The 16,498-nt window shown below is 68.2% G+C and carries 16 protein-coding genes; 7 read left to right on the top strand and 9 right to left on the bottom strand.

Annotated elements, in window-relative coordinates; all coding sequences use genetic code 11:
- Positions 1–8: 8 nt before the first annotated feature.
- From VDQ18_RS04845 to VDQ18_RS04835, 3 genes are all read right to left on the bottom strand, one after another.
- Positions 9–587 (bottom strand): DUF924 family protein, encoded by a 579-nt coding sequence (locus tag VDQ18_RS04845; protein ID WP_323019888.1) that lies wholly within the window; start codon positions 585–587, stop codon positions 9–11.
- Between the two features lie 61 nt (positions 588–648).
- Complete coding sequence (locus VDQ18_RS04840; protein WP_323019887.1) at positions 649–1,881, bottom strand: MFS transporter; 1,233 nt, start codon at positions 1,879–1,881, stop codon at positions 649–651.
- A gap of 202 nt (positions 1,882–2,083) precedes the next feature.
- The gene (locus VDQ18_RS04835) at positions 2,084–2,461 is read right to left on the bottom strand and encodes a rhodanese-like domain-containing protein (protein WP_323019886.1); all 378 of its coding nucleotides are present in this window, start codon (positions 2,459–2,461) and stop codon (positions 2,084–2,086) included.
- 220 nt (positions 2,462–2,681) lie between these two features.
- On the opposite strand from VDQ18_RS04835, the gene uvrA reads away from it, so the two are divergent.
- Positions 2,682–5,546: an excinuclease ABC subunit UvrA gene (gene uvrA, locus VDQ18_RS04830; RefSeq protein WP_323019885.1), complete on the top strand. Its 2,865-nt coding sequence runs from the start codon at positions 2,682–2,684 to the stop codon at positions 5,544–5,546.
- 99 nt (positions 5,547–5,645) lie between these two features.
- Here the strand turns inward: uvrA and VDQ18_RS04825 are convergent, their stop codons facing one another.
- Positions 5,646–7,628, bottom strand: a complete 1,983-nt coding sequence (locus VDQ18_RS04825) for an FAD-dependent oxidoreductase (protein WP_323019884.1) — start codon at positions 7,626–7,628, stop codon at positions 5,646–5,648.
- Positions 7,629–7,767: 139 nt separating this feature from the next.
- Between VDQ18_RS04825 and VDQ18_RS04820 the strand changes: the two genes are divergently transcribed.
- Positions 7,768–8,484 (top strand): dienelactone hydrolase family protein, encoded by a 717-nt coding sequence (locus VDQ18_RS04820; protein WP_323019883.1) that lies wholly within the window; start codon positions 7,768–7,770, stop codon positions 8,482–8,484.
- A 3-nt stretch (positions 8,485–8,487) separates the two neighbouring features.
- On the opposite strand, the gene VDQ18_RS04815 is transcribed toward VDQ18_RS04820, so the two are convergent.
- Positions 8,488–8,913: a VOC family protein gene (locus tag VDQ18_RS04815; protein ID WP_323019882.1), complete on the bottom strand. Its 426-nt coding sequence runs from the start codon at positions 8,911–8,913 to the stop codon at positions 8,488–8,490.
- Positions 8,914–8,917: 4 nt separating this feature from the next.
- Complete coding sequence (locus tag VDQ18_RS04810; RefSeq protein WP_323019881.1) at positions 8,918–10,138, bottom strand: acyl-CoA dehydrogenase; 1,221 nt, start codon at positions 10,136–10,138, stop codon at positions 8,918–8,920.
- 87 nt (positions 10,139–10,225) lie between these two features.
- On the opposite strand from VDQ18_RS04810, the gene VDQ18_RS04805 reads away from it, so the two are divergent.
- Positions 10,226–11,107, top strand: a complete 882-nt coding sequence (locus VDQ18_RS04805; protein ID WP_323019880.1) for a LysR family transcriptional regulator — start codon at positions 10,226–10,228, stop codon at positions 11,105–11,107.
- Between the two features lies 1 nt (position 11,108).
- Here VDQ18_RS04805 and VDQ18_RS04800 read toward each other — a convergent pair whose 3' ends face one another.
- The gene (locus VDQ18_RS04800) at positions 11,109–12,251 is read right to left on the bottom strand and encodes an MFS transporter (RefSeq protein ID WP_323019879.1); all 1,143 of its coding nucleotides are present in this window, start codon (positions 12,249–12,251) and stop codon (positions 11,109–11,111) included.
- A gap of 189 nt (positions 12,252–12,440) precedes the next feature.
- Between VDQ18_RS04800 and VDQ18_RS04795 the strand changes: the two genes are divergently transcribed.
- Complete coding sequence (locus VDQ18_RS04795; protein WP_323019878.1) at positions 12,441–13,058, top strand: 50S ribosomal protein L25/general stress protein Ctc; 618 nt, start codon at positions 12,441–12,443, stop codon at positions 13,056–13,058.
- 97 nt (positions 13,059–13,155) lie between these two features.
- On the opposite strand, the gene VDQ18_RS04790 is transcribed toward VDQ18_RS04795, so the two are convergent.
- Together VDQ18_RS04790 and VDQ18_RS04785 are read right to left on the bottom strand one after the other, a co-directional pair.
- Positions 13,156–13,314 (bottom strand): Rho termination factor N-terminal domain-containing protein, encoded by a 159-nt coding sequence (locus VDQ18_RS04790; RefSeq protein WP_323019877.1) that lies wholly within the window; start codon positions 13,312–13,314, stop codon positions 13,156–13,158.
- Positions 13,315–13,374: 60 nt separating this feature from the next.
- Entirely contained in the window at positions 13,375–13,629 is a 255-nt protein-coding gene (locus VDQ18_RS04785) for a Rho termination factor N-terminal domain-containing protein (protein ID WP_323019876.1), read from the bottom strand.
- Between the two features lie 108 nt (positions 13,630–13,737).
- On the opposite strand from VDQ18_RS04785, the gene pth reads away from it, so the two are divergent.
- Genes pth through hemF form a run of 3 tightly spaced genes read left to right on the top strand, consistent with a single transcriptional unit; the run spans position 13,738 to position 16,369 of the window.
- Positions 13,738–14,427, top strand: a complete 690-nt coding sequence (gene pth, locus VDQ18_RS04780; protein ID WP_323019875.1) for an aminoacyl-tRNA hydrolase — start codon at positions 13,738–13,740, stop codon at positions 14,425–14,427.
- Complete coding sequence (locus VDQ18_RS04775; protein WP_323019874.1) at positions 14,424–15,449, top strand: DUF2332 domain-containing protein; 1,026 nt, start codon at positions 14,424–14,426, stop codon at positions 15,447–15,449. The genes pth and VDQ18_RS04775 overlap by 4 nt, the downstream gene beginning before the upstream one ends.
- Positions 15,450–15,502: 53 nt before the next feature.
- Entirely contained in the window at positions 15,503–16,369 is an 867-nt protein-coding gene (gene hemF / locus VDQ18_RS04770) for an oxygen-dependent coproporphyrinogen oxidase (protein ID WP_323019873.1), read from the top strand.
- The last annotated feature ends 129 nt before the right edge of the window (positions 16,370–16,498 follow it).

Genomic DNA, 16,498 nt, shown 5'->3' with positions numbered 1-16,498 from the left:
CCCGACCCTCAGCCCTGCAATTCCCGCACGATGGCCATGTAGCCGCCCGCCTCCAGGAAGGCCCGTTCCTCGGGCGTGGTCTCACGGCCCAGAGCCTCGTTGCGGAACGGGAAGCGGCGGAAGCGGCGGATGATCTCGCGATGGGCGCGGGCGTGCAGCAGCGTCTCGGCCCCCGTCTCGGGCATCCGGGCCTTGATCAGCGCCACGGCGCGGTCCTGATCGAAGGGGCTCTCGGAATGCTCAAGCGGCAGATAGAAGAACTGCCGCATCGGCTCGTCGATCCTGAGGTCCAGCTGATTCTGCCAGGCGTAATGCGCCGCCCGCCGGGCCAGCGGATCGGTGGCAAAGGCCTTGCCCTGCCCGCGGAACATGTTGCGCGGAAACTGGTCGGTCAGCAGAAGGAAGGCCAGGATCCCCTCGGGGCAATGCATCCAGCTGCGATGCCCGCCCGAGACGGCGGTGTTCCAATCCTCCTCGAACCGGCTGCGGATCTCGGCGTCCAGCGACTCGCCGCCCGCGTACCAACCGGCGGGGCCAAGGTCACGCCAATAGCCAAGCACGGCCTTGGCGCGGGGGCTGATGGGCATGGGAACCTCCGTTTTGCCTCAGCCTGCGACGGCGGCGCGAGGGGGTCAACCCCTCGCCCCTTCAGCTGTCGGACTCTGCGCGTTCCATCGCCGCCTCGACCGTGACCACCGAGGCCGTGGGCGAGAGCGCGGTGTAGCTGCCCTGCTGCTCGGGCGTGCGGCGGCGGCGGGTCATCCGGAACATCGCATAGGCGGTCAGCAGCGCGAAGATCACCGCCATGAACAGGAAGAAGCCCGAGGGGCCGATCACCCCCATCATCCAGCCGGTGATGATCGGCCCCGAGATGGCGCCCAGGCCGTTGATGAAGATCAGCCCGGCCGAGGCCGCCGCCATGTCCGACTTGTCCAGGTAATCGTTCACATAGGCCAGCAGCAGCGAATAAAGCGGGTTGGAAATCCCGCCCATCAGCGCCCCCACCCCGATCAGCAGGATGAAGGGCAGATCGAAGATCACCGGCAGCATCAGCACGACAGCTCCCACCGCCGCCAGCCCCAGGATCAGCATCCGCCGGTCCATCCGGTCGCTGACCCAGCCGATCGGGAATTGCAGCACCAGCCCGCCGACATAGATCGAGGCCACGAAGATCGACAGGTCGCGGATGCTTAGCCCCGCCTGCGTCCCCCAGACCGAGGCCATGCCGAATTGCGCCGAGAAGATGCCGCCCAGCAGGAACATGCCGACGCAGCCCAGCGGCGAGGCCTGATAAAGGCGGCGGAAGCTCAGCGGCCGGGTCGATTCGAAAGCTGGCGCCGGCGAGACCGACAGCAGGATCGGCGTGAAGGCCAGGGACACCAGCACCGAGGGGATCACGAACAGGATGAAGCCAGAGGGATCGGCGAAATTCAGCAAGACCTGCGCGGCGATGATGCCGATCATCTGCACGATCAGATAGAGCGACAGCGCCTGTCCCCGCGTCTCGTTGGTCGAGGCGTTGTTGAGCCAGCTTTCGGCGGTGATGTAGACGCCCGAGAACGAGAAGCCGATCAGCACCCGCATCGCCGCCCAGGCCATCCAGTTGGGCCAGGCGGCATAGAGGATCAGCACGGCCGAGATCATCGTCCCCAGCGCGGCGAAGACGCGAACATGGCCCACGCGGCGGATCATCTCGGGCGCGAGGCGGCTGCCGAACAGGAAGCCGATGAAATAGCACGACATCACGATGGACATCTGCGTGGTCGAGAAATGCTCGATGGCGCCGCGGATGCCCAGCAGTGTGCCCTGCATCCCGTTGCCCAGCATCAGCAGCATCAGGCCGAACAGAAGCGCCCAGGTCGAGGAAAGAACTTTGAGCATGGGGGGATCTCCGGGCAGTCGGGCGCAGCTGGGACGGGCGCAGGATGGCTCACCCGCCTAGACCTAGCACGGATCAGGCGCAAGACCGGAGAGAAAGCGGCATTTGATCGCCCGGATGGTCACATCTGCGCCAGACGGGGGGCCACGGACCGCTCGCCGCGGGGCGGGAATGCCGTTCAGACCCCCCGCGCCCCGGAAGTTTTCAACGCTGGACGGCGCCGCCGCCCTGCACCCAGGCGTTCAGGTTGCCCAGGTTCTGCACCTCGGCGAAGCCGTAATTGCGCAGGATGCCCGCCGCGCGGCCCGACCGCGCGCCCGAAGCACAATAGACATAAAGCGGCAGGCCATCCTTGCGCGCCGTGGCCAGACGTTTGTCGAAATGGCCGGAATTCGGGTCGGCGGTCAGGTGCAACCGGCTGAGCGGCAGGTTCAGCGCGCCTTTCGCCTTGCCCGAGGCCAGGACCTCGGCCTCTTCGCGCACGTCGATGACCAGCGCGCGTTTCTCTGCCACGGCCTGCACGGCCTCGGCGGCGTTGACGGCGGGCGCGCTGCCCATCAGGGAATTGAACAGGTTGAACATTCTGGGTCTCCGAGGGTGTGGGGAGGAGGTCAGGATCAGTTGAGCCTCAGATAGCACGGTCCCCTTACATATTCAAGGTGTAGCATATGTAATTTCGCGGCGTTGCAGCATCGTGATGCCGCCGCTGCGGAAGTTTCCTTTTTGTTCACGAATTCGCATTGGAGACTCGCCACAAACGCACTATGTTCCCCGCGCAGAGGGATTGCGCCGGGTATGGGACATGGCTGAACAGAAGTTCATCGAGATCAGGGGCGCGCGCGAGCACAACCTCAAGGGCGTGGATGTCGACATTCCGCGCGATCAGCTTGTCGTGATGACCGGGCTGTCCGGCTCGGGCAAGTCGTCGCTCGCCTTCGACACGATCTATGCCGAGGGGCAGCGCCGCTATGTCGAATCGCTGTCGGCCTATGCGCGCCAGTTCCTCGACATGATGCAAAAGCCCGATGTGGACCATATCGCGGGGCTTTCCCCGGCGATTTCCATCGAGCAGAAGACGACCTCGAAGAACCCGCGCTCGACCGTCGGCACGGTGACCGAGATCCACGATTACCTGCGCCTGCTCTTCGCCCGCGCTGGCACCCCCTATTCGCCAGCCACCGGCCTGCCGATCGAGGCGCAGCAGGTGCAGGACATGGTGGACCGCGTGTTGCAGATGGAGGAAGGCACCCGCGCCTTCCTGTTGGCCCCCATCGTCCGCGACCGCAAGGGCGAGTACAAGAAAGAGATGCTGGAACTGCGCAAGCAGGGTTTCCAGCGGGTCAAGGTCGACGGCGTGTTCCACGAGCTGGAAACGCCGCCCGAACTGGACAAGAAATTCCGCCATGACATCGACGTGGTGGTCGACCGGATCGTCGTGCGCCCGGGGATGGAGACGCGGCTGGCCGATTCCTTCCGCACTGCGCTGGATCTGGCCAGCGGCATTGCCGTGCTGGAGATGGCCTCGGCCCCCGAAGGCGAGACGCCCGAGCGCATCACCTTCTCCGAGAATTTTGCCTGTCCGGTCAGTGGCTTCACCATCCCCGAGATCGAACCGCGGCTCTTCTCGTTCAACGCGCCCTATGGCGCCTGCCCGGTGTGTGATGGCCTCGGCGTCGAGCTGTTCTTCGACGAGCGCCTCGTGGTGCCCGATGCCATGCTGCGGCTGGAAGACGGTGCCATCGCCCCCTGGCGCAAGGGCAAGACGCCCTATTTCCTGCAAACCATCGAGGCGCTGGCAAAGCATTACAAATTCAGCGCCAAGAAGCCCTGGCGCGACCTGCCGGATACCGTCAAGGACGTCCTGCTGCACGGCTCGAAGGGCGAGGAAATTCCCTTCCGCTATGACGATTCCGGCCGGGTCTATCAGGTGACGCGGGTGTTCGAGGGCGTGATCCCCAACATGGAACGCCGCTGGAAGGAAACCGATTCTGCCTGGGTGCGCGAGGAATTCGAGCGCTATCAGAACAACCGCCCCTGCTCGACCTGCGGCGGCGCAAGGCTGAAGCCCGAGGCGCTGGCGGTGAAGATCGGCGGCCTGCACATTTCGCAAGTTTCCGAAATGTCGATCAAGGAAGCGCTGGCCTGGATCGAGGATGCGCCCAACCATCTGACCAAGCAGAAGAACCAGATCGCCACCGCGATCCTGAAAGAGATCCGCGAGCGGCTGGGCTTCCTGGTCAACGTGGGCCTCGATTACCTGACGCTCAGCCGCGCGGCGGGGACGCTGTCGGGCGGCGAAAGCCAGCGGATCCGTCTGGCCTCGCAGATCGGTTCGGGCCTGACCGGCGTGCTCTATGTGCTGGACGAACCCTCCATCGGGCTGCATCAGCGTGACAACGATCGGCTGCTGACCACGCTGCGCAATCTGCGCGATCAGGGCAATACGGTGCTGGTGGTCGAACATGACGAGGATGCGATCCGCACCGCCGATTATGTGCTGGATATCGGCCCCGGCGCCGGGGTCCATGGCGGGCGGATCGTCAGCCAGGGCACGCCCGAGGAAATCGCCGCCGACCCGGCCAGCCTGACCGGGCAATACCTGTCCGGCCAGCGCCGGATCGAGGTCCCCTCCCATCGGCGTGAGGGCAATGGCAAGGCGATCCGGGTGGTGAAAGCCTCGGGCAACAACCTGCATGACGTGACGGTCGATTTTCCGCTGGGCAAATTCGTCTGCGTGACCGGGGTTTCCGGCGGCGGTAAGTCGACGCTGACCATCGAGACGCTGTTCAAGACCGCCTCGATGCGGCTGAACGGCGCCCGCCAGACGCCCGCCCCCTGCGAGACGGTGCAGGGCCTGCAGCATCTGGACAAGGTGATCGACATCGACCAGCGGCCCATCGGCCGCACCCCGCGCTCGAACCCCGCCACCTATACCGGCGCCTTCGGGCCGATCCGTGACTGGTTCGCGGGTCTGCCGGAATCGAAGGCGCGCGGCTACAAGCCCGGGCGGTTTTCCTTCAACGTCAAGGGCGGGCGCTGCGAGGCCTGTCAGGGCGACGGCGTCTTGAAGATCGAGATGAACTTCCTGCCGGATGTCTATGTCACCTGCGAGACCTGCAAGGGCAAGCGCTACAACCGCGAGACGCTTGAGGTATTGTTCAAGGGTAAATCAATTTCCGATGTGCTCGACATGACGGTCGAGGAAGCGCAGGATTTCTTCACCGCCGTCCCCTCGATCCGCGAGAAGATGGACGCGCTGATGCAGGTGGGGCTGGGCTATATCAAGGTCGGGCAGCAGGCGACGACGCTCTCGGGCGGCGAGGCGCAAAGGGTCAAGCTGTCGAAGGAGCTTGCCCGGCGATCCACCGGCAAGACGCTTTATATCCTCGACGAGCCGACCACCGGCCTGCATTTCGAGGATGTGCGCAAGCTGTTGGAAGTGCTGCACGAACTGGTCGAGCAGGGCAATACCGTGGTAGTCATCGAGCACAATCTCGACGTGGTGAAAACCGCTGACTGGATCATCGACATCGGCCCCGAAGGCGGCGACGGCGGCGGCCGCGTGGTGGCCGAGGGCACGCCCGAAGAGGTCGCCAAGGTCAAGGCCAGCCATACCGGGCATTATCTGGCGCCGCTTCTGAAACAGCGGCGGCGGGCGGCGGAGTAAGGGGCGGCCCTCGGGGGCATCGAGCCCCCTCGGGCCGCTCAGGGGGCGCTGCCCCCTGCGGCCTTCGGCCTACCCCCGGGATATTTGCAGCGCAAAGATTTACAGGCTCCGGCCGGTCTTGCGCCCCTCGTGAAAGGCGAAGGGGGCAAGGCGCGGGGCGGCAGCATCGCCGATCAGCTGCGGGTTCAGGTCGGTGAGGTCTTCACTGAGCGGATCGAAGGCGCGGTTGGTGGTGGCCATGACCAGCGCCGAGGCGGGGATCGTCTGTTCCTCGCCGGTCAGCAGTGAGGCGACGCGGGCCCCTGCTCCGTTGCCCAGCCATTCGGCGATCACATGCTCGGTCAGGAAGCGCACGCCGCGCTTGGCCAGCGCGGCGCGGGCCGGGCCATCGGCGGCGGTGCGGGCGAGGTCGCGGGCCACCATCGCATCCGGGGTGACCAGGGTGACGCGGTGCCCGGCCTCGGCCAGATGCCAGGCGGTGCCGATGCCCTTCCAATGGCCGCCCTCGTCGTAGAGCACCACCTCCGGCCCCAGCCGCGCCTCGCGCCGCATCACCGCCTCGGCGCTGTGGACGGCGCCGCGGTCGAGGCCGGGGAGCTGGTCGTGCTGGGGCAGCCAGCGCTGGAAGCCCTCGTCATCCGGCAAGGAGCCGGTGGCGAGGATCAGCCGGTCGGGGTTGATCGCGCGGATCGCGTCGTCGTCGAGGAAGGTATTGAGGCGAAGGTCGACGCCGAGCCGGGTCAATTCGCGGTCGTACCAATCCAGCAGATCGAGGATCTGCGCCCGGCGCGGCTGTTGCCCGGCCAGCCGGAACTGGCCGCCGATCTGCGGCTGCGCCTCGGCCAGCACCACCCGGTGGCCCCGTTCGGCGGCGATGCGAGCGGCCTCCAGCCCGGCGGGACCGGCGCCGACCACCAGCACGTCGAGCGGCACCTCGGCGGGCGTGAAGCGGTCGCCGCCCCATTCCCATTCCCGGCCGGTCGAGGGGTTCACTACGCAGGAAATCCAGTAGTCCCGCGACCGCCGCCCCCAGCACATCTGGTTGCAGCTGAGGCAGGGCCGGACGCGATCCGCCTGCCCCGCCGCGGTCTTGGCCGCCAGATGCGGGTCGGCAATCTGGCCGCGGACGATGCTGACCAGATCGGCGGCGCCCGAGGCGATGACCTGCTCGCCGGTGTCAGGCGTACGGATCCCGGCCTCGGCGGTGATCTTCGCGTGTTTGACCACGCCTTTCAGCATCTGCGTCACCGGGACGGTCAGCGTGTCGGGCTCGGTGAAGGGCGGGATGATGCGGGCGAAATCGAGGTAGGATCCCGCGCCGCAGGTGACGTAATCGACATGGCCGGTGGCATCGTGCAGCGCGACGATCTCGCAGAGCGCCTCGGCTTGCAGCGACACCGAATATTGCGCGTCATGGCTGATGGCGAGGCCGAGGATGAAATCCTCGCCACAGGTGCGGCGAACCCGCTCGATCAGTTCGCGCGAGAAGTGGGTGCGGTTTGCCAGCGAGCCGCCCCAGCGATCCTCGCGCCGGTTGGACCAGGGCAGCCAGAACTGGTCGATGAGGGAATTGTAGGCGGCCCAGATCTCGACCCCCTGAAACCCCGCCTGCTGCGCCCGGCTTGCGGCGGCGACATGGGCGTCGAGCAATTCCTCGATCTCGGCCTCGCTCATCGCGTGGGACCCGTCGGCGTCGTGGTAGGAGGGCCGCCCGGACGGCGACCAGTGCGGCTGGAAACTCAGGTCGGAATCGCCGTGCCCGCCAATGTGATAGATCTGCTGGATGATGACCGCGCCCTCGGCCCGCACCGCCTCGGTCACCTTGCGGAAGGCGGGGATGATGCTGTCATCCTCGTGCCGGTAATTCCCCCGGGTCAGGACGCCGGTGCGATGGGCGGGGACCGGTTCGCAGACCACCATCCCCGCGCCCCCCAGCGCGCGTTCGCGCAGATAGGCCAGCGTGCGCGCGCCGGGCAGGCCGTCTTCCGCCATGTTGTTGGTATGGGCGCCGAAAACGATGCGGTTGCGCAGGGTTTCGCCCCGCAACGCAAGGGGCGACATCAGGCGGGGATGGCTGGTCATCGGAACCTCCGGGCTGGGGTCAGGATGCGGGGGGTGGCCCGGGGTTTCGCGACCGGGGCCGTCACCCCGAGGGTGAAAAGCGACCTTGACGCGGCTGGCGGGCCTGCCAAGTTGCCGCACAACCATAGGGAGGAACAGCATGATCCAGCGCGAAACGCTCGAATGGAACGAAGGCACGACGGCGATGCGGGGCATTCTGGTGCGGGACGACGATCTGCAGGAGCCCGCACCCGGCATCCTGATCGCGCCCGCCTATGCCGGGACCGGCCCGGTCGAGGAAGAGCGCGCCGAATTCCTGGCGCGGGCGGGCTATGTGGTGCTGCTCGGCGACTATTACGGCGAGGGCAAGCGCACCACCGATCCCGAGGAAGCGACGGCGCTGATGTTCGGCGTCGAGCGCCAGCGCCCGGTTCTGGCCCGGCGCATGGCGGCGGCGCTGGCCGCGCTCGCTGCGCAAGAGAGCGTCGACGCGACGCGGCTCGGCGCCATGGGCTATTGCTATGGCGGCAAGGCGGTGCTGGATCTGGCCCGCAGCGGCGCGGATCTGGCCGTCGCGGGGTCGCTGCACGGGGTGCTCGACGCGCCGCCGCAGCCGACGCAGCTCATCAAGGCCTCGGTGCTGGTGATGCACGGCTGGGACGATCCGCTGGCCAAGCCCGAGGCGGTCGTGGCGCTGGCGCAGGAGCTGACCGCGGCCGGGGCCGAATGGCAGCTCATGGGCTTCGGGCAGACCGGGCATTCCTTCACCAACCCGCGCGCCAACAGCCCCGAAAGCGGCATGGCCTATAGCGCGGCGGCGACCCAGCGGGCCTATGCGGCGCTCGACCGGCTGTTCGCGGAAAAGCTGGGGCGCTGAGGCTCAGGCCTGTTCGAGTTCCAGCAGGTTCCCCTCGGGGTCGCGTAGATAGACGGCAAGGACCGGCGCGGCCTCGGACCCCAGATTGGTGACTGCGCCCTGCGCGCTGCCACCCGCCGCCAGCACCCGGTCACGGGTGGCGGCCAGATCGGTCACGCGGAACGCGAGATGCCGCAGGCCGGGCGCATCGGGGCCTTGCGGCGTAACCCAGGGTGGGTCGTCGAAGTCGAAGATCTCCAGAAACGGCCCGCCTTCGGGAAACCCCAGCCAGGTGCTGTGGAAGGCCCGCGCCAACCCCATCCCCCGGAAGAAAACGGGCCCGTCGACCAGGCGACGGGCCCGCAGGACCTGCATCCCGAAGGCGGCGACGTAGAAGGCCGTCAGACCCTCGCCGTCGCGCGCCACCAGATTGACATGCGAGAGGCGCATCGCCTCAGAAGAAGGCCTGCAGCCCGGTCTGCGCCCGGCCGAGGATCAGTGCATGAACGTCATGCGTCCCCTCGTAGGTGTTGACCGTCTCCAGGTTCACCATGTGGCGAATGACCTGGAATTCCTCGGAAATCCCGTTGCCGCCATGCATGTCGCGGGCCACGCGGGCGATATCCAGCGCCTTACCGCAATTGTTGCGCTTGATGAGCGAGATCATCTCGGGCGCGCCCTGCGCCTCGTCCATCAGGCGACCGACCTGAAGCGCCGCTTGCAGGCCCAGCGTGATCTCGGTCTGCATGTCGGCCAGTTTCTTCTGGAACAGCTGCGTGCCGGCCAGCGGCTTGTCGAACTGCTTGCGGTCAAGGCCGTACTGCCGCGCGGCGTGCCAGCAGAATTCGGCGGCGCCCATCACGCCCCAGGCGATGCCATAGCGCGCCCGGTTGAGGCAGCCGAACGGCCCCTTCAGCCCCTCGACATAGGGCAGCAGCGCGTCTTCGCCGACTTCCACATTGTCCATGACGATCTCGCCGGTGGTCGAGGCGCGCAGGCTGAGCTTGCCCTCGATCTTCGGCGCGCTGAGGCCCTTCATGCCCTTTTCCAGCACGAAGCCACGGATGCGGCCACCGTGCGCTTCCGACTTCGCCCAGACGACGAAGACATCGGCGAAGGGCGCGTTCGAGATCCACATCTTGGTGCCGGTCAGCTTGTAGCCGGTGGCGGTCTTCTCGGCCCGGGTCTTCATGCCCGCGGGGTCGGAGCCCGCGTCGGGCTCGGTCAGGCCGAAGCAGCCGATCAGATCGCCCGAGGCGAGGCCCGGCAGGTATTTTTGCCGCTGCTCTTCCGAGCCGTAGGCATAGATCGGGTACATCACCAGCGAGGATTGCACCGACATCATCGAGCGATAGCCGGAATCGACCCGCTCGATTTCCCGCGCGACCAGACCATAGGTCACATAGCCCGCGCCAAGGCCGCCGTATTCCTCGGGGATCGTGGTGCCCAGCAGCCCGGCCTCGCCCATCAGCTTGAAGACGCCCGGGTCCGAGGTCTCGTCGCGGAAGGCCTGGATCACGCGCGGCTGCAGAACCGATTGCGCGAATTCCTTGGCCGCGTCGCGCAGCATGCGCTCGTCTTCGGACAGCTGGCTGTCCAGCCGCAGTGCGTCATCCCATTGGAAACGGCTGAGGTCCGGGGCGTCCTTGGGTTTCAGTTTGGGGCGGTCGGTCATGAGGGATCCTCCGTTGCTGGCGGTGAAATACCATGAGACAGCGGCGCTGAAACCGGATAAATCGGCATAGAACCATGAGGGCTTGTAATGATACCACGCCGCCTTCTGCCCAACACCCCCGCGCTTCTGGCCTTCGACGCCGTGGCGCGCACCGGCTCGTTTACCGCCGCCGCAAGGGATCTGGGCCAGACGCAGGGGGCGATTTCCCGGCAGGTGGCGCAGCTTGAGGGGCAGCTGGGCGTGGTGCTGGTCGACCGCGGCGCCAGGGCGGCGCGGCTGACCGAGGCGGGCAGCGCCTATGCCCGCGCCGCCAAGGCCGCGCTCGACGCCTTGGGCCGCGGCGCGATGGAGGCTTTGGGTCAGACGCAGGAGCGCGGGCTGCAACTGGCGATCCTGCCCACTTTCGGGACCCGCTGGCTGATGCCGCGCATTCCCCGCTTCGTCCGCCGCCACCCTGAAATCACGCTGCATTTCACCACCCGCATCGGCCGGTTCGATCTGGGTGCCGAGGGGATCGACGCCGCCATCCACTCGGGCCGCGGCGACTGGCCGGGCGCGCGGCTGACACTGTTGATGGAGGAACGCGTGATGCCGGTCGCCGCCCCCGGCACGAAGGGCGTGGCGGGCCAGCCGCTCTTGGCACTGGCGACCCGGCCGCAGGCCTGGGCCGATTGGTGGGCGATCAGCGCCCTGCCCGGCCCGCTGCCCGCGCCAGCGATGCGGCTGGAACAGGTCTCGACGCTCGCGCAGGCCGCCGCCGCCGGGATGGGCGTGGCGCTGATGCCCGCCTTCCTGATCCGCCCGGAACTCGATTCCGGCGCGCTGGTGCCCCTCGGCCCCGAGACCGCGACCGGCTTCGGCTATTGGTTCGCCGAGCCGGACCTCGCCCCCGGGGAACGCGCCAAACCCTCGGTCGCGCGCTTCAAGGACTGGCTGATTACCGAGATCGACCGCGAAACCGTGGTCTAGCTCACGCCCGCCTGAGCAGCGCCCGCGCCACCAGCATGGCCAGCGCCAACACCGCCGCCACCAGCGCGAAGGAGGCGCGCAGCCCCGCCACCTCGGCCATCAGGCCCAGCATCGGCGGGCCGAGGAAATAGCCGAGATAGCCCAGCACCGTTGCCCGGGCGATGGCGCGGCCGCGCAGCGCGGGATCGGCCAGCCGCCCGGTCAGCGCCATGGCGGTCGGCACCACCACCGAGCCGCCCAGCCCCATGACCACAAACCCCGCATAGGCCATCAGCGGACCCGTCGCCCCGACCACTACCAGGAGCCCGGCGACCGACACTGCCATGCCGCCCATCAGCAACCGGCGCTCCGGCAGGCGCCGCGACAGCCCCTGCCCCATCAGCCGCCCGAAACCCATGGTCAGCCCCATCAGCGCCGGGGCAAGGGAACCCGTGCCGGTCGCGCCGCCCAGATCGCGCTCGATATAAAGCGCCGACCAAGCCTCGACCGCGTTCTCGCTCATCAACCCGGCCAGGATCAGCGCCCCGCCCAGCCAGGGCACAAGCCCCAGCGCGCCACGCCCTGCCGACGTGCCGCCGCCCATCCCCTCGATCCGCCCGTCACGCTCGATGGACAGCGCCGCCATCGCCACGCAGACCCCCGCCGCCACGCCCAGGATCTGCGGCGCGCCCCAGCCCCAGGCGCGGGCCAGCCCGGTCAGCGCCGCCGCCGCCGCGAAGGCCAGCGAATAAAGGCCGTGGCTGAGGTTCATCAACGGCTCACCCCGCGCCGCCTCGATCGCCGAGAGCCGCGCGTTCATGTAGACGTCGAGCGCACCCGAGGTCAGGCCCATCCCCATCAGCGCCAGCAGGAAAGCGAAGGGCGCGCCGACCTGCCCCATCAGCGCCAGCGACAGCCCCATCAGCGCCCCGAAGAGTGGCAGCGCCCAGCGGCCCAGCAGGGGTGCCACCCGGGGCGCCGCGCTCATCGCCGCGATGGCCGCAACCGAGCCCCAGATCAGGAGCAGCCCGAAAGGCCCGTCCTCGACCCCCAGCGCCGCCTTCAGGTCCGGCATCGCCGCCATGAAGCCGCCCCAGACCACGCCCATGCCGACGAAACACGCCGCCGGCCCGCGCGAGGCCGCAAGTTGCAGACGAAAGGACACGCGGCTAACCTCCGACCCGGGAACGGCCGCATCCGATCACGCGCGCGCGGCAAGGTCCAGCGCCCCGCAGCCGCGCGCGGTCGACGATTTCCCCTTTCCTTCCTGACGCCCTTGGGCTATGGCCAGCCGCGCTGCGCATCCACCCTTGGAGGGGCGTGGCCGATAGCAACCAATTCTAGGAGAACCGATATGGCTGGTGAGATCCAGGATCTGATCGCCGAGGTCCGGACGGGGTCGGGCAAGGGGGCCGCTCGTCAATCTCGTCGTGCGGGCAAGGTGCCGGGCGTTCTGTACGGCGGTGGCGCCGATCCCGTGAACCTCGACTTCGACTTCAACTACCTGCTCAAGAAGCTGCGTCAGGGCCGCTTCAAGTCGCAGCTGTGGAACCTCAAGGTCGAAGGTCAGGAAGACGTTCGCGTCATCTGCCGCGACGTGCAGCGCGATGTCGTCAAGGACATGCCGACCCACGTCGACCTGATGCGCCTGCGCCGCACCTCGCGGATCAACCTCTTCGTGCACGTGGAATTCATCAACCACGCCGCAGCGCCCGGCCTGAAAAAGGGCGGCACGCTGACCGTGGTCCGTCCCGATGTCGAGCTGAACGTGCTGGCCGGTGACATCCCCGAGAAGCTGGTGGTCGATCTGACCGGCCACAACATCGGCGACGTCATCCACATCAGCGACATCACGCTGCCCGAAGGCGTGCAGCCGGTGATCCACCGCAACTTCGTCGTCGCCAACATCGCCGCGCCCTCGGGCCTGCGCTCGGCCGGTGCCGATGAGGCCGAGGAAGCCGAAGAGGCCTGATCGCCCCTTCGATGCGTCCCCTTTTGCATCACGGAAAACCCCGCCCCCTCAGGGCGGGGTTTTCCTTGCCCGGCTCCCGCTGAGCGGCTGAAGCCCGTCATTCCCTCAACAGGGCCGAGATCAGCTCCTCGCGCGTCATCATCGAGCGGCCCTCGATCCCCAGATCTTCGGCCAGCGCCACCAGATCCGCCCGCGTCCATCCCGCATAGGGCTCACGCGGCGGCATCGGGGCCGGAATGCCGGGATAGAGCGCCATGACGCGCCTCCTTTCAGCCAGCCAACGCCCGGGAAACCCGGTCAGTTCCCGGGCGCCGCCTCAATGGTTGCGCAAGGCGTCGATCAACTCGGCCTTCTTCATCGTCGAGCGGCCCTCGATCCCGATCTCCCGCGCGCGGTCGTAAAGGTCGTCGCGGGTCCAGTCCTCATAGGGGCTGGCCTTGCCACCCTTCTCGGACGGGTGCTGGTCCGGATTGGCCCGTGCGTTCGAGATGCGCGCGGCCTTTTCCTTCGACATCCCCTCATCGCGCAGCGTCCGGTAGAAGTCTTCGTCCTTGAGGCTCGGGTTGGGCATGGGCTCTCTCCTTTCCCGAACCAACCGCCGGGGCCCCGCCCGGTTCCCCACGCCTCTGCCCTGCGCGCCACATGGACAGGCCCCCGCCCAGGCGCTAGAACCCGGGCCATGAAACTCTTCGTCGGCCTCGGCAATCCCGGCGCGCAATACGCGCAGAACCGTCACAACATCGGCTTCATGGCGCTGGACCGGATCGCCGAGGATCACGGATTCGGCCCGTGGAAGGCGCGGTTCCAGGCCCAGGTAAGCGAGGGGCGATTGGGCGGCGACAAGCTGGTGCTGCTGAAACCGCAGACCTTCATGAACCTCTCGGGACAGGCGGTCGGCGAGGCGATGCGCTATCTCAAGCTGACCCCCGCCGATGTCGTGGTCTTCCATGACGAACTCGACCTCGCCCCCGGCAAGCTGCGCCTGAAAGAAGGCGGCGGCCATGCCGGTCACAACGGCCTGCGCTCGATCCACCAGCATATCGGCGAGGCCTATGGCCGCGTGCGCCTCGGCATCGGCCATCCCGGGCACAAGGACCGCGTGGCGGGCTATGTGCTGCATGATTTCGCCAAGGCGGACGAGGAATGGCTGGACGATCTGCTGCGCGGCATCTCGGACGGGGCCGATGCACTCGCCGCCGGTGACGGCCCGCGGTTCCAGAACGCGGTTGCCGCCCGAACCGCCCCCGTCCGCAACGCAGGCCGCGACAAACCGGCCGAGCCCGCGCCAGCCCCGAAACAGGCCCCGCCGCCCGCCGCGGCCGAGGATACCCGCTCGCCCCTCCAGCGCCTCGCGGACAAGTTCCGATGACGGCGCTCGGTGACGCCTTCCGCGCCCAGGCCCAGGCCTGCGACAGCCTCGGCTCGCCCTTCATGGCCCGGCTCTGCACCCTGCTGGCCGAGCGGCTGGCGCCCGACAGCCCCCTCACCCGCCGCCTCTTCGCCTGGCAGGGCGACCTGACGCCGCGTGGCGAGTCGGTGCCCTTGCGCCTCGCAGGCGCGCTGCATGCGCTGGTCCTGCAGGGCGATCCGCTGGCCGAGGCCTATCCGCCGCACCAGGTCGATGACGCAACGCTCTGGGCGGCGGCGGCCGGGGCGATGGCGCGCCGGCAGGCCTTCATCGACCGCTTTCTCGACAGCCCGCCCCAGACCAACGAGGTCCGCCGCTCTGCCGCCCTCATCGCTACCGGCCAATGGCTGGCCGCGCGACACGGGCTGCCCTTCACCTTCTCCGAACTCGGCGCCAGCGCCGGGCTGAACCTGAACTGGGACCGCTTCGCCCTGGCGCTCGGCGCGCAGCGCTTTGGCCCGGCCGAGGCGCCCCTCATCCTGCGCCCCGACTGGCAGGGCGCCCCCCCGCCCGCGGCCCGGGTCACGGTGGCCGATCGGGCCGGCGTCGACCTCAACCCGATCGACGCAAGGGATCCCGCGCAACGGCTCCGGCTCCTCGCCTATCTCTGGGCCGACCAGCCCGAACGCCTGGCCCTGACCGAAGCCGCCCTCGCCGCAGGACCGCCGCTGCCCGAGCAGGCTGACGCCATCGACTGGCTGCAAACCCGCCTCGCGACCCCGCGCGCGGGCCAGCTGCATCTGATCTGGTCGACAATCGCCTGGCAATACATCCCCGAAGCAGGCCAGAAACGCGGCACCGCCCTGATCGAGGCCGCGGGCCAGCAAGCGACCCGGAACGCCCCCCTCGCCTGGTTCCACTACGAAAACGACGGTCAGGGCCCCGGCGCCGCGCTCACGCTGCGGCTCTGGCCCGGCGATCTGACCGTCGACCTCGGCCGCGCCGATTTCCACGGCCGCTGGATCGACTGGCGCGCCCCCTGATCCCCCATCACCTTGCTGACAATACTCAGAAGACGCAGCCATCGAGAGGCGCCATGACCGATTTCGAGACCCGCAAGACCCAAGCCGCCGATTGGTTCCGCAGCCTGCGCGACACCATCACCCAGGCCTTCGAGGCGCTCGAGGACACGACCGACGGCGACCTGCCCCCCGGCCGGTTCGAGGTCACGCCGACCACCCGCGACGAAGGCCGGGGCGGCGGCGGCATCATGTCGGTGATGCGCGGCGGCAGGCTGTTCGAGAAGGTCGGGGTCAACTGGTCGGCGGTGCATGGCACCCTGGGCGAGCGCGCGCAGAAGGCCATGGCGGCCCGCGGCGTGCCGGGCATGGCCGAGGATCCGCGCTTCTGGGCCTCGGGCATCAGCCTCGTCGCGCATATGCGCAACCCGCATTGCCCGGCGGTGCATATGAACACGCGGATGTTCTGGACCCCGGGCGCCTGGTGGTTCGGCGGCGGCGCCGACCTCAACCCCTGCCTCGAATACCCTGAGGACACCGCGCATTTCCACGCCGAGATGCAGCGCGCCTGCGACGCGCATGACCCGGATTACTATCCGCGCTTCAAGGCCTGGGCGGATGAGTATTTCTTCATCCCGCACCGCGGCCGCGCCCGGGGCGTCGGCGGGATCTTCTACGACGACCTCAACACCGGCGATTGGGACCGCGACTTCGCCTTCACCCGCGCGGTGGGCGAAGCCTTCCTGCCCGCCTTCGCCCCCTTGTGCGAAAAGCGCCGCGGCACCGTCTGGTCCGATGCCGACCGCGACGCGCAGCTGGTCCACCGCGGCCTCTATGCCGAATACAACCTGGTCTACGACCGTGGCACCAAGTTCGGCCTGGAAACCGGCCATGACGCGAATGCCGTGCTGATGAGCCTGCCGCCGCTCGCCAAATGGATCTGAGGGGTTTCGCCCTCGTTGCCCGCTGCCGCGGGCGCCTCGGGCGACCAACGGCGCGGCAAAGCCGCGCCGAAGTAGGGGGCCGTCTGCCCCCCTCTGCCCTGCGGGCATTCACCCCCCGAGGATATTTGA

It is taken from the genome of Pararhodobacter sp., from assembly GCF_034676075.1.
Taxonomy (GTDB): Bacteria; Pseudomonadota; Alphaproteobacteria; order Rhodobacterales; family Rhodobacteraceae; genus Pararhodobacter.
This window is presented reverse-complemented; position numbering and strand designations above follow the sequence as displayed.